General features: G+C 55.2%; 11 protein-coding genes. 10 read left to right on the forward strand and 1 reads right to left on the reverse strand.

All coding sequences use genetic code 11. The features are described 5' to 3' along the window. The first annotated feature begins 4 nt into the window (after positions 1–4). The 6 genes from FE848_RS09700 to FE848_RS09725 all read left to right on the forward strand — a co-directional run bounded on the left by FE848_RS09700 (position 5) and on the right by FE848_RS09725 (position 8,664). Positions 5–1,621 carry an acyl-CoA carboxylase subunit beta gene (locus FE848_RS09700; protein ID WP_200202601.1) on the forward strand — a complete coding sequence of 539 codons (1,617 nt, stop codon included), beginning with the start codon at positions 5–7 and terminating at the stop codon, positions 1,619–1,621. Between the two features lie 103 nt (positions 1,622–1,724). Beyond that, positions 1,725–2,885, forward strand: coding sequence for a citronellyl-CoA dehydrogenase (atuD, locus tag FE848_RS09705; RefSeq protein ID WP_200202602.1), 1,161 nt, complete (start codon positions 1,725–1,727; stop codon positions 2,883–2,885). A gap of 154 nt (positions 2,886–3,039) precedes the next feature. Beyond that, on the forward strand, positions 3,040–3,858 hold the full coding sequence (locus FE848_RS09710; protein WP_200202603.1) for an enoyl-CoA hydratase/isomerase family protein: 819 nt from the start codon (positions 3,040–3,042) through the stop codon (positions 3,856–3,858). Positions 3,859–4,012: 154 nt separating this feature from the next. Continuing rightward, the gene (locus FE848_RS09715; protein WP_200202604.1) at positions 4,013–5,983 is read left to right on the forward strand and encodes an acetyl/propionyl/methylcrotonyl-CoA carboxylase subunit alpha; all 1,971 of its coding nucleotides are present in this window, start codon (positions 4,013–4,015) and stop codon (positions 5,981–5,983) included. Then, positions 5,980–6,807 carry an SDR family oxidoreductase gene (locus FE848_RS09720; protein ID WP_200202605.1) on the forward strand — a complete coding sequence of 276 codons (828 nt, stop codon included), beginning with the start codon at positions 5,980–5,982 and terminating at the stop codon, positions 6,805–6,807. Before FE848_RS09715 ends, FE848_RS09720 begins: the two co-directional genes overlap by 4 nt. Before the next feature lie 33 nt (positions 6,808–6,840). Continuing rightward, on the forward strand, positions 6,841–8,664 hold the full coding sequence (locus FE848_RS09725; RefSeq protein WP_200202606.1) for a long-chain-acyl-CoA synthetase: 1,824 nt from the start codon (positions 6,841–6,843) through the stop codon (positions 8,662–8,664). A 430-nt stretch (positions 8,665–9,094) separates the two neighbouring features. Here FE848_RS09725 and FE848_RS09730 read toward each other — a convergent pair whose 3' ends face one another. Beyond that, positions 9,095–10,075 carry an NADPH:quinone oxidoreductase family protein gene (locus tag FE848_RS09730; protein ID WP_200202607.1) on the reverse strand — a complete coding sequence of 327 codons (981 nt, stop codon included), beginning with the start codon at positions 10,073–10,075 and terminating at the stop codon, positions 9,095–9,097. Between the two features lie 226 nt (positions 10,076–10,301). On the opposite strand from FE848_RS09730, the gene FE848_RS09735 reads away from it, so the two are divergent. From FE848_RS09735 to FE848_RS09750, 4 genes are all read left to right on the forward strand, one after another. Then, positions 10,302–10,919: a trimeric intracellular cation channel family protein gene (locus FE848_RS09735; protein WP_200202608.1), complete on the forward strand. Its 618-nt coding sequence runs from the start codon at positions 10,302–10,304 to the stop codon at positions 10,917–10,919. A 168-nt stretch (positions 10,920–11,087) separates the two neighbouring features. Next, the gene (locus FE848_RS09740; RefSeq protein WP_200202609.1) at positions 11,088–12,386 is read left to right on the forward strand and encodes an NCS2 family permease; all 1,299 of its coding nucleotides are present in this window, start codon (positions 11,088–11,090) and stop codon (positions 12,384–12,386) included. 30 nt (positions 12,387–12,416) lie between these two features. Continuing rightward, positions 12,417–12,959, forward strand: a complete 543-nt coding sequence (locus FE848_RS09745) for an adenine phosphoribosyltransferase (protein WP_200202610.1) — start codon at positions 12,417–12,419, stop codon at positions 12,957–12,959. Between the two features lie 41 nt (positions 12,960–13,000). Beyond that, on the forward strand, positions 13,001–13,672 hold the full coding sequence (locus FE848_RS09750) for a fumarylacetoacetate hydrolase family protein (RefSeq protein ID WP_200202611.1): 672 nt from the start codon (positions 13,001–13,003) through the stop codon (positions 13,670–13,672). Positions 13,673–13,700: the final 28 nt, after the last annotated feature.

A 13,700-nucleotide genomic window follows, 5' to 3' on the forward strand; every position in this document is an offset into this window, starting at 1 on the left:
GTTTATGCAAACACTGGAAACCAGCGTTAACCCGCAATCGGATGAATTCCGTGGTAACACCGAGGCTATGGAAGAACACATCCGGACCTTCCGTGATGTAGAACAAAAAGTTCTCGACCTGGCAGAAGCAGCACGGGAAAAGTTTACCAAGCGCGGAAAACTCCTGCCCCGGGATCGCATCAACCGTTTGCTGGATCGTGGCACGCCGTTCCTGGAGCTGTGTTCTCTGGCCGGCTACAAAATGCACGATGACAAGGACGGCAGCATGGCTGGCGGCGGCATCATTGCAGGCATAGGGACCGTTAGCGGTATCCGCTGCCTGATTCTGGCCAGCAACAGCGCCATCAAAGGTGGCACCATCACGCCTGCAGGCCTGGATAAAACCCTGCGCCTGCAGCAGATCGCGAAAGAGAACAAACTGCCGGTTGTCTCACTTTCCGAGAGCGGTGGCGCCAACCTGAACTACGCTACGGATATCTTTGTGCAGGGCGCACGGGGCTTCGCCAACCAAGCCCGCATGTCCGCTGCTGGCATTCCTCAGGTCACCGTAGTACACGGCAACGCCACTGCCGGCGGCGCCTACCAGCCCGGCTTATCTGATTATGTAATTGCTATCCGCGGTAAGGCCAAAATGTTCCTGGCCGGCCCTCCGTTGCTAAAAGCTGCAACCGGTGAAATAGCAGATGACGAAGAGCTTGGTGGTGCAGAAATGCACGCACAGGTCGCAGGAACAGCTGAATACCTGGCTGAAGACGACGCAGACGGCATCCGTCAGGCCCGGAATATCCTGGAAGCCCTGCCCTGGAACGAACATCTTCCGCCAAAGCGCGAGCTGACATGGGATGAACCTCTTTATCCTGCAGAAGAGCTGCTAGGCGTTATCCCCTCAGACTCCAAAAAGCCCTACGACGTGCGTGAGATTCTGGCGCGCATTGGTGACGGCTCCAGGTTTATGGACTTCAAAAATGAATTCGACAGCCAGACAGTATGCGGCACCATCCGCATAGAAGGACACGCTGTCGGAATCATTGGCAACAACGGCCCGATCACTCCAGCCGGCAGTGCCAAGGCGGCACAGTTCATTCAGTTGTGCGATCAGGCAGGCACACCGCTGCTGTTTTTGCATAACACCACTGGCTTCATGGTGGGCACACACTCCGAACAAAACGGCATCATCAAGCATGGGTCGAAAATGATTCAGGCTGTTGCCAACTGCCGCGTGCCTAAAGTCGCCGTGGTGATCGGCGGCTCCTACGGTGCCGGCAACTACGCCATGTGTGGTCGCGGCCTTGATCCCCGCTTCATCTTCGCCTGGCCCAACAGCCGAACCGCCGTTATGGGTCCAGCCCAGGCTGGCAAGGTGATGCGCATTGTTGCGGAAGACAAACAACGCCGCAGCGGCATAGAGCCCGATCCCAAAACCCTCGATTTCCTGGAGCAAGCCACTGCCAAAAAACTGGAAGATGGTTCAACAGCCCTGTTCGGTACAGCCCGCTTATGGGATGACGGCCTGATTGATCCACGGGATACCCGCAGAGTTGTGGCACTGGTACTCGACATGTTCCGGGAAGCCGATGCGCGCCAGCTCCGGCCCAACACCTTTGGCGTAGCGCGGCTCTGATCGGGCGCTAATCCAGACTGACGACATACTGGTAATCAAAAGATAGAAAACGTGCTTCAAACGAACGAAAGCACGAACCAAAAAACAGCAGGAGAATAACACCGTGAAATTTACAGCCGAACACGAAGCTCTGAGAAAAACCGTCCGCGATTTCGTGCAAAAGGAAATCAACCCACATTGCGACGAGTGGGAAGAGGCAGGCCACTTTCCCATTCGGGAAATATTCAAGAAGCTTGGCGACCTGGGCCTACTGGGCATCCAGAAGCCTGAAGAGTACGGTGGCATGGGGCTGGATTACAGCTACAACCTGGTTGCCGCTGAAGAACTGGGCATGGCCAACTGTGGCGGTGTGCCCCTGGCAATTGGTGTTCAGACAGACATGTGTACCCCCGCCATCGCGCGCTTTGGCTCGGATGAACTGAAGCGCAGTTTCCTGGCCCCGGCCATTGCAGGCGACATGGTTGGCTGCATTGGCGTAAGTGAAGTCGGTGCTGGCTCCGACGTGGCAGGCCTGAAAACCACAGCCAAGAAAGACGGCGATGATTACATCATCAACGGCTCCAAAATGTGGATCACCAACAGCCCTCAGGCAGACTTCATTTGCTTGCTGGCCAACACCAGCGACGACAAGCCCCACAAGAACAAGTCACTGATCATCGTACCCATGAACTCCCCGGGCATTACCATGAGCCCGCACCTGAACAAGCTAGGTATGCGCTCCTCGGAAACTGCCCAGATCTTCTTCGACGACGTTCGTGTTCCCCAGCGCAACCGCATTGGCGCCGAGGGCACTGGCTTCATGATGCAGATGTTGCAGTTCCAGGAAGAACGTATGTGGGGTGCGGCCAACGTTATCAAAGCGCTGGAAAACTGCATCGACCAGACTATCGAGTACTGCCGTGAGCGAAAGACCTTCGGTACACCGCTGATCGACAACCAGGTCATTCACTTCCGCATGGCCGAGTTGCAAACAGAAGTAGAGGCTCTGCGCGCCCTGACCTACAAAGCTTGCGAGCTTCATGTTGAAGGCAAAGACGTTACCAAACTCGCCTCCATGGCCAAACTGAAAGCTGGCCGCCTGGGCCGTGAAGTTACCGATAGCTGCCTGCAATACTGGGGCGGCAACGGCTTCATGTGGGACAACCCGGCATCCCGTGCATTCCGCGATGTTCGCTTGGTATCTATCGGCGGCGGCGCTGATGAAATCATGCTGGGCATCATCAGCAAGATGATGGGCATCTTGCCTGGAAAGCGCAAAGACTGAAGCTTGGTGCCAGACCGGCAGCCCGGTTGAACTCTTCAGGACACGCCCGCGAGTACGTCCTTGTAGGGCTCGATCGGGCCATCCCTGGCCCTCAACGGTCCTGAAGAGTTCAACCGGGCTACCGGCCCCAAAATAATGTTCGTGGAGTCTATCAATGGAAACCTTGCCTCATTGCGAAACACTGCTTATGGAAAAACAGGGGCCAGCCCTGCACGTCACCATCAACCGGCCAGACTGCCGCAACGCCATGAGCCTGCAAATGGTGGCAGAGTTGTCCACAATCTTTACTGAAGTAGAATCTGACACCAGCATCCGCGCCGTGGTCATCCGCGGTTCCGGCGGCCACTTCTGTGCCGGCGGCGATATCAAAGATATGGCAGGCGCTCGTAACCAGAAAGCCGGCGAAGGTGAAGCTGATCCCTTCTACCGTCTCAATCGTGCCTTTGGGCAGATGATTCAACAGGTCAACGAATCATCCAAAGTCGTCATCGCCATTACCGAAGGTGCGGTAATGGGCGGCGGTTTTGGTTTGGCCTGCGTCTCCGACGTTGCTATCGCGGGGCCCACCGCGAAATTCGGCATGCCGGAAACCTCCCTCGGCATCATCCCGGCGCAGATCGCACCGTTTGTAGTAGAGCGAATCGGCCTGACCCAGGCCCGCAGGCTTGCGCTGCTCGGTTTGAGAATCGGAGCGGAAGAGGCCTGTGCACTGGGCATTGTTCACCAGGCGGCCAAATCAGATGTGGAGCTTGACGACATGCTGGCCCACGCCATTGAGCGCGTCCGCAACTGCGCACCAAACGCCACGGCAGAAACCAAAGCCCTGCTTCACCGGGTTGGTCATGAATCCATGAGCGGATTACTCGACAGCGCGGCGGAAATGTTCGCTGCGGCGGTACAGGGTAGTGAAGGCAACGAGGGCACTATGGCATTCATGCAGAAGCGTCCACCAGCCTGGGCAGACACAAAATAATTCAGAAGGAGTGAGGGTCGGTGGAGGCGGGTTCAGGAAATGTCGACGGCCAAGGATGGCCGGCGTCAAGCGCACATGGATGTGCTCGTAGCGGTTTCCTGAACCCGCCTCCACCGGCCCTCACGGACAGGCACAAATTTACGAGACAAGCGCTATGCTGAAAAAGTTACTAATAGCAAACCGGGGCGAAATCGCAGTCCGCGTTATTCGCACCGCCAAAGCCCTCGGATACCGCACCGTTGCCGTCTACTCCGAGGCAGACGCCAACGCCATGCACACCGAACTGGCAGACGAAGCCGTTTGCATAGGCCCCGCACAAGTATCCGCGTCTTACCTGAATGCCGACGCCATACTCGAAGCCGCCCGCAAAACCGGCGCCGACTGCATCCATCCGGGTTACGGCTTCCTCTCCGAGAACTCAGCCTTTTCAGAAGCCTGCAAAGAAGCCGGAATAGTATTTGTAGGCCCGCCAGCGGCCGCCATAGAACTCATGGGCAGCAAGCGGCGCTCCAAAATTGCCATGCAAAAAGCCGGAGTGCCCGTAGTTCCCGGATACGAGGGCGACAACGCCAGCGACGACGAACTCATTGCTGCTGCGGCTGACATCGGCTACCCGCTGATGATCAAAGCCTCTGCCGGCGGCGGTGGCCGGGGCATGCGCCTGGTACACAGCGAATCCGAACTGGCCGACAACATCAAACGGGCACGCTCCGAATCCAGGCAGGCCTTCGGCGACGACGAACTGATACTCGAAAAAGCGGTAATTGAACCCCGCCATGTGGAAATCCAGGTGTTCGCCGATCAACACGGCAACGCCGTATACCTGGGTGAGCGGGACTGCTCCGTGCAACGCCGTCACCAGAAAGTCGTTGAAGAAGCACCCTCCCCCTTCGTGACCCCGGAACTCCGGGCCGCCATGGGCGAAGCTGCCGTTAAAGCGGCGCTGGCCTGTAATTACGAAGGCGCAGGCACCGTCGAATTCCTCGTCGATAAAGACCGTAACTTCTACTTCCTGGAAATGAACACCCGCCTGCAGGTAGAGCACCCGGTTACAGAACTGATCACCGGGCAGGATCTGGTCGCCTGGCAGCTTACCGTTGCCGAAGGCCTGCCCTTGCCGCTGGCTCAGAATGACATCAAATTGAACGGCCACGCCATCGAAGTCCGGCTGTACGCGGAAGACCCATCCAACGGTTTCACGCCGCAGACCGGCCCCCTGCATGTTTTTCAGCCTGCAGAAGGCGAAGGCCTGCGGTATGACACAGGCGTGCGCTCCGGCGATGAAGTTACGCCGCACTACGACCCCATGCTGGCAAAAGTCATCGCCTGGGGTGAAAACCGCGACGAAGCACGCCGCCGCCTGATTCGCGCCCTGGAAGATACAACCGTATTTGGCGTCACCACCAACCGGTATTTCCTCGGCCGCATCATTGCTGACAGCACCTTTGGTGCTGGTGAAGCAACTACGGCATTCCTGCAGCGGGCATTCAGTAACGATCCCTCGCTGCAGCCAGTGAAGCTGAACATCCGCCAGCTTGCCATTGCAGCTTGCGTATTGGCGCACGATGTATCCGGAGCCAAAGCCTGGAGCAACGCACCCGCCACTAACACACCAATGAAGTTGGCCGTCGGTGACGAAGCGCTAGAACTGCTGGTGCAGAGTAGCGGTAACAACCTGTCCTGCCGCCTGGGCGACCAAAGACATGAGCTAGTCGTTACCAGCATGAAAAATGGCATCTTATGCATTATCGACAACGGCATTCGTCAGCGTTGCCAATATCACCGCGACGGGGATTCCCTATATTTGCAGGCGTTCGGAGAGTCGTGGTCGGTCACTGATCTCACTCACCAGCCTGCGGCAGGTGCGAATGGTGCCGGTAGTGGGCGCATTCAGGCCTCAATGGACGGTGCCATTATCGACGTCCTGGTAGAGCCTGGCCAAGCCGTTAGTCAGGGCGACACCCTGGTTATATTGGAAGCCATGAAGATGGAACACCCGGTCAAAGCCGATTGTGACGGTGTCGTTGCTCAGGTGCTGACCACCAAAGGTGATCAGGTTAAGCGTAATCAATTGTTGGTGGAAGTGACCACCGGCGAAGCATCCGAACAGGAGAACAAACAGTGAACACATTGAAAAACCAAACCGTATTTATTACCGGCGCCAGCCGGGGCATCGGCCGTGCCATCGCCCTTGCCTGTGCACGCCAGGGCGCGAACGTTGTTATTGCTGCAAAGTCAGACACACCTCATCCCAAGCTACCAGGCACCATCCACACCGTAGCCGAAGAAGTTCGTGCAGCCGGTGGCCAGGCACTGCCGTTGGTACTCGACGTACGCGATGAAGATCAGATCAAGCAGCGTATAGATGAAGCTGCTGAACACTTTGGCGGCATTGACGCCCTGATCAACAACGCCGGCGCCATTCGCCTGACTGGTGTAGAAAACCTGAAGGTAAGCCGCTTCGATCTCTTGCACCAAGTGAATGCCCGTGCTGTGCTTGCATGCAGTCAGGCCGCTCTACCCTGGCTAAAAAAATCCAGGCGTGCCCACATTCTTAGCATGTCACCGCCGCTGAACCTTGACCCAAAGTGGTTTGCTCAGTTTGGGCCATACACCTCTACAAAATATGCCATGACCATGATCAGCATCGGTATGGCTCAGGAATTCAAACGCTACGGTATAGCCGTTAACACGCTTTGGCCGAAAACGCTTATCTCGACCGCGGCCATTGAGCATGAAGCGGGCGGAGCGCAAATGATGGCCCAAGGCCGGACTCCCGAGATCATGGCAGATGCTGCGGTTAGCATCCTGAATCACTCTATTGAAGAGATGACAGGGCAAAACCTGATCGACGAAGACGTGCTGCGCCAGGACGGCGTAACCGATTTTGAAGGCTACCGTTATGAGGCCAACGACAAGCCGTTGTTGCCAGACCTCTACCTGGACTAGCCCAAACTTATAATAACACCTGACGGAAAGACCATGAGCCAAGATAAAATTACTGGGATGGATCTAATGCGCAGCCTGCCGGGAGTCTTCAAACGACTCCCGGCAATTGCCAAAGGCTATTACTACTACTCAGTGAAGGATGCGAGCAAACCTCTCACCCTCGGAACTCTCGTTGAAAAAAATGCCGAAAAGCATCGCGATAGGCCGGCAGTGTTGTTTGAGGACCGCAGCATCACCTGGGGCGAGTTCAACGTCTGGTCCAACCGCATCGCGGCTTACTTTCTGGCTCAGGGGTTGAGCAAGGGCGATTCAATTGCAGTTTTCCTGGAGAATCGCCCGGAAATTCTGGCAGTAGTCACAGGCGCAGCCAAGATTGGCGTTGCCTGTGCCATGCTGAACTCCTCCCAAAGAGGAAAGGTGCTGGAACACAGCATCAATCTGATCAAACCGAAAATGATTGTGGTTGGTGAAGAGTTGGTGCCTGCATTTGATGACATCAAAGCAGGCGTTCAGTTTGATCACCCCACGCCCCATCTGTTCCTTGCTGACACCAATACCCTCAATGCCTTCGGTGATGCGCCCACTGGCTACGCCAACATGGCACAGCAGGTGAGCACCTTTAACAGCAACAACCCGGAGCTGAGCGACCCACCCAGAACCGGAGATACAGCCATTTACCTGTTTACCTCCGGTACAACCGGCCTGCCCAAGGCCGCACCCGGATCGCACACCAAGTTCGTGAAAGCGTACGGCGGCTTTGGAATGATGGCGCTTTCAATGACGCCGGACGACGTCTTCTACTGCACCCTGCCCTTGTACCATGGTACTGGTCTGGTGGTGTGCTGGAGTGCCGCCCTGGCAGGCGGCTCCGCCTTCGCCCTGCGCCGCAAGTTTTCAGCCAGCGCCTTCTGGGACGACGTGCGCCGCTATGATGCTACAGCCTTCGGCTACATTGGCGAACTCTGCCGCTACTTGCTGAATCACCCGCCAAGTGATCAGGATCGCAACCACCGCCTGACCAAAATGCTGGGCAATGGTTTACGGCCTTCCATATGGAATGAGTTCAAAGACCGTTTTGGCATTGAAACCGTGTCGGAACTCTACGCCTCCAGTGAAGGCAACATCGGCTTCAGTAACTTCTTCAATCTGGATAACACCGTCGGCCTGTCTACTGCGCCGTACAAACTGGTGAAATTCCACGATGGCACCCGCGACCCGATTCGCAACGAGAAGGGAACACTGGAAGAAGCCGAAAAAGGCCAACCAGGCCTGCTTATCGGTGAGAATACAAAGAAATGGACGTTTGAAGGCTACACCCAGAAAGAAGCCACCGAAAAATCCCTTATTCGGGATGCATTCAAAAAAGGTGATGCCTGGTTCAACACGGGTGATGTTCTTAAGTCGATTGGTTGTGGGCATCTACAATTTGTGGATCGAATGGGAGACACCTTCCGCTGGAAAGGCGAGAACGTTTCGACCAACGAGGTGGAAAACATCATCGATGGCTCTGGCATGGTAGAAGAGGCCATTGTCTATGGTGTGGAAATCCCGAAAACCAACGGCAAGGCCGGCATGGTGACTTTGGTTCCGGATAAATCCAACTTCGATATCAACAAGCTGTTGGACTATATGCGAGCGAACCTGCCTGCCTATGCAGTGCCTGTGTTTGTGCGAGTGACTGACGCTATTGAGAAAACAGGCACCTTCAAGTACCGCAAAGTGGATATTCAAAAGGCGGGCTACTCGTTGAACCGCTCAGATGAGGCGATTTATGCGTGGCTCCCTAAAACAAAGGGTTACACGCTGCTGACTCCGGAGCTGATTTCGGATATTGATGGTGGGCAGTTTAGTTTTTGACGTTGGTGGTGCCGGCTAGTTATTACTGCCCGCGCCTTTAGAACTGGAGGGGCTGCGTTGGTGGGCACCCCCTCCCAAAAACCGCTACGAGCACGTCCGTGTGCGCTTGACTGCGGCCGTCCTTGGCCGCAGACATTTTTGGGAGGGGGTGCCCACCAACGCGACCAGAGTTATTCGCTCGCCTGAAAGAAAAAGACACTAGATTTCAATCCCACGAAAACCTCAAATCAAACACCGTCTGAGCTTCATCAGCCAAATTCATTTGAGCTTTGATATATCTGAGAAGTCGGATAGCCGTGGCTGACAGGCCTCCCCAAAAATGCCGGTGGCCAAGGATGGCCACCGACAAGCGCACATGGATGTGCTCGTAGCGGTTTTTGGGGAGGCCTGTCAGCCACGGCTCTGCACTCAAAAAATCAGGCTACGATACTCAGGATCCGACTTTAAGCACCACCTTCCCGGTAGCACGCCGCTCAGACAGAGCACCCAGGGCTTTCGCATAATCCTCAAACTCGAAGACTTCGCTGACTTTTGGATCAATCTTGCCTTCAGCATAGAGCTTCATCAGCTCCATCATATTCTGGGCACTCGCTTCCGGCTCACGCTGGGTGAAGCTGCCCCAGAACACCCCAACAACCGAACAGCCCTTCAACAATGTCAGATTCGCAGGAATCTTGGGGATATCGCCAGCAGCGAAGCCGATAATCAAGTGGCGACCGTTCCAGGCCATGGCTCGCAGAGCCTGTTCGGTGAAATCACCCCCTACAGGATCGTAGATTACATCGACGCCTTTGCTGCTGGTCAGGCGCTTTACGGCGTCTTTCAGGGGCTCTTCCGTGTAGTTGATCAACTCATCCGCGCCGGCGGCCTTGGCAACCTCCAGCTTCTCCGCTGAGCTGGCAGCGGCAATAACACGCGCACCCATGGCCTTGCCCAGCTCTACCGTTGCCAGACCCACGCCACCACTGGCACCCAGAACCAAAAGAGTTTCGCCCGGCTGGATGTTGGCGCGCTGTTTGAGGGCGTAATACGACGTGCCATAAACCATAGTAAAGCCAGCGGCTTTCTCGTCGCTCATACCCTCGGGTATGGGCAGCAGGTTATGCTCAGGCACGATCACTTCTTCAGCAAACGCACCATAGCCCGTGAGGCCAGCAACCCTGTCACCAACCTTGAAGCGGGTTACCTTATCTCCCACCGCAATCACTTCACCCGACAACTCTCCGCCCGGGGAAAACGGCATGGTGGGCTTGAGCTGGTATTTGCCCTCGATAATAAGCGTGTCAGGAAAATTGAGCCCCGCCGCTTGCACTCGAACCTTAACACCACGGCCTTTGGCTTCCGGGCTGGGAACATCTTCAATAACCAAGGTATCCGCTGGGCCATATTCTTTACAGAGAATTGCTTTCATGGGGGGACTCCTTTTGATGAAACTTGTTTTTATTGAATGACGCCAAGCTAAACAGACTCTCGCCATGAAGCAAATAAAGAACCTTTATCCATCACAATAAACACAGCTTATACCCTGCATACCAAAGACGCCGGCCTGAAGATGAATCACTTATGGTTTTCCGCTATCCTTCGCGTTCCTGACTCTAACTATTTTAAAACCACCCGGCCTCCTCTCAGGGCTCACCATGCCAGATATAATCTACCTGCTTGAAATGATTGGAATTATCGCCTTTGCCATCTCAGGCATGGTCGTTGCCAGGTCCAAAAACATGGATCCAGTCGGGGTGTTTACCATCGGATTTATCACTGCCCTGGGCGGCGGCACCCTGCGCGATCTCATCATGGATAACCATCCGGTTTACTGGATCAAGCACGAAGAGCAGCCCATCCTGATTCTTGCCATGGCAATTGTATTCAGCTACTGGAAGCGTTCAGAACGTATTCGCGAGTCCTGGATCGTGTTTCCAGACGCCATCGGGCTTGGCACTTTCTCGATACTGGGAGCGCAGCTGGCTCTCGATCTGGGGCACTCATGGTTTATCGCTTCATTGCTCGGGGTAATGACTGGCACCTTTGGGGGTGCACTGCGCGACACTCTCTGTAATGAGGTGCCCTTTATTTTCCGTAAAGATCAAATCTACGCGTCTATTTCGTTTGCCGGCTGCTGGCTTTATTTCCTGTGCCAGTGGGCTCTTGCAAGCGAAACGCTGTCACTGACCATTGGCTTGCTGTTTATCGTTATTGTCCGGATGGCGGCAGTGCGTTTCGATATCCGCTTGCAGCGAGATCCTGTACAAAGTTGATAGCCAGAGCCTGTAATCACGGGCCCTCTAATCATCACTTGGCGTGGCAACCCTCAACCGGTAAGATTACCGTTTTTTCACGCATGTTTTTTCGATTATTGACTGTTTTTCGCTCTTAACAGACTCCCACACCCTACTCACTGGCATCCTGAGAGGCAGACACCCGTCATGCTCGAACGACTGTTCCAACTTCAGGCCCACGGCACCAACGTTCGTAAAGAACTGGTAGCGGGCATCACCACCTTCCTGACCATGGCGTACATTATCGTGGTCAACCCGGACATGCTGTCCACCACCGGAATGGATTATGGTGCGGTATTTGTAGCAACCTGTCTCGCAGCTGCTATCGGCACCCTGATCATGGGCCTGTGGGCAAACTACCCGATTGCCCTGGCTCCGGGCATGGGGCTGAACGCCTTTTTCGCCTTCACTGTTGTAGGCAGTCTCGGGTATAGCTGGGAAGTCGCACTGGGTGCGGTGTTCCTCTCCGGCCTGATCTTCTTCCTGTTGAGTATTTTCAAGATCCGCGAATGGATCATCAACAGCATTCCCCTGTCCTTGCGCTTCGGGATTTCAGCCGGTATCGGTTTCTTCCTGGCACTGATCGCTCTCAAGAATGCTGGCATCGTGGTAGACCACCCCGCCACTCTGGTTGGTTTGGGCGAACTGAAGTCTGCCGAGAGCCTTCTGTTTTTTGGCGGTTTTGTCCTGATCTGTGCACTTTCATTCCGCCGCATAACCGGTTCGGTGATGATTGGCATTATTGCGGTCACTGCCATTGCGATGATGCTCGGTATGGTGGAATACAATGGCTTTGTCTCCGCCCCACCAAGCCTTGCACCCACGTTCATGAAAATGGACATCGCAGGCGCGTTGAACGTTGGCATGATCAGCATTGTGTTCGCTTTCCTGTTTGTCGATCTGTTCGATACGTCGGGCACGCTGATCGGTGCAGCACAGCGCGGCGGCCTGTTGGATAAAGATGGCAAGCTACCGCGCCTGGGCCGGGCTCTTATGTCTGACTCTGTTGCGACCATGTCTGGCGCCGCCCTCGGCACCTCAACCACCACCAGTTACATTGAGTCCACTGCAGGTATTTCTGCGGGTGGGCGCACCGGCCTGACTGCTGTGGTTGTGGCGCTGCTGTTTCTGGCGTGTCTGCTGCTGGCACCCATCGCGAGCATTATTCCGGCCTATGCCACAGCACCCGCACTGCTTTACGTTGCTGTGCTGATGACCGGCGGCCTCAAGCTGATAGACTGGGACGACATCACTGATGCAGCGCCAGCTGTGGTTACCGCTCTGGTAATGCCGCTGACATTCTCAATCGCTAACGGCATTGCGCTAGGCTTTATTACTTACGCAGTGATCAAGGCTCTGAGTGGACGCTGGTCTGACCTGAATGTGAGCGTTATTGTGATCTCTTTTGTTTTCATCCTGAAATTCATGTTTCTGGACGCAGGTTAAACTGCGCCCAGTATGAGAGCCTGACTTTTTATGGATTACTTTGCCCAAAGCATCAAGCAAGCCATCCGCACAGTGCCAAACTGGCCAAAGCCCGGTGTCGATTTCCGGGATATAACCACGGTTCTGCAGGATAAAACCGCTTTCCGGAAGCTGATTGATGCATTCGTACACCGCTACCACGGCCACGACATTGATGCTGTGGCTGCGGTGGATGCCCGCGGATTCATCATTGGTTCGGCGTTAGCGTATGAGCTCAACGCCTCACTGGTACTGGTACGCAAGAAAGGCAAGCTGCCGTTCGACACTCTGGTGGAGGACTACGAGCTGGAATATGGAACCGCATCAGTAGAGCTACACCAGGATGCGTTCAAACCCGGCGACAAAGTGATACTGGTGGACGATCTGATCGCCACCGGTGGCACCATGCTCGCCGCCAGCAGGTTGATTCGCCGTATTGGTGCTGAAATTATCGAAGTGGCTGCCATGATCGACTTACCCGATCTTGGCGGATCTGCCAAGCTGCAGGAAGAGGGCCTCAAGGTCTATACTGTATGCTCGTTTGAGGGCGAATAGAGACTTAGCCCCTATTTTTGCAAGAGTACCGGGAGGTCGTCATGGATTCTTATCAGCACCACTGGAAAGACGGCACTCCGGTGCACCTGCCACTGGGCAAGATCGTATGCGTTGGGCGGAACTACGCGGAGCACGCGAAAGAACTCAATAACCCGGTGCCTTCTGAACCTCTGTTGTTCATCAAACCCGCCACCTCGGCAACCCATGTCACACGCCCTCTTGAATTCCCGGCCAGTCATGGCGAGGTGCACTTCGAAACTGAATTGGCGGTGCTGATCGGCAAACCCTTGACCAATGCATCTGCCAGCGAAGCCCAGGCGGCCATTCTCGGTTATGGTCTGGCACTGGATTTGACCCTTCGGGATCTGCAAAACCAGCTTAAAGAAAAAGGACACCCTTGGGAACGAGCCAAAGCTTTTGATGGCGCCTGCCCTCTGTCTCCTTTTGTAGCGGCAGACCTCTTCCGCAACGACCACATCACCTTCAGTCTGAATATTGACGATCAGCGCCAGCAAAGCGGTGACTCCCGGGACATGCTGTTCCCGATCATTCCGCTGATTGCCCATATAAGCCGTCACTTCACGCTACTGCCCGGCGACGTAGTGCTGACGGGAACACCCAAGGGCGTTGGTCCTTTGCGCTCAGGGCAAACACTGGCGCTACAACTGGAAGATCAGTTGTCCGTTTCCACCAAAGTGGTTAACGTTGGCTGACACAATCTTTCTTTATAAAGAGTACGTA

The organism is Marinobacter sp. 1-3A (assembly GCF_016597775.1).
GTDB classification, from domain to species: Bacteria; Pseudomonadota; Gammaproteobacteria; order Pseudomonadales; family Oleiphilaceae; genus Marinobacter; species Marinobacter xiaoshiensis.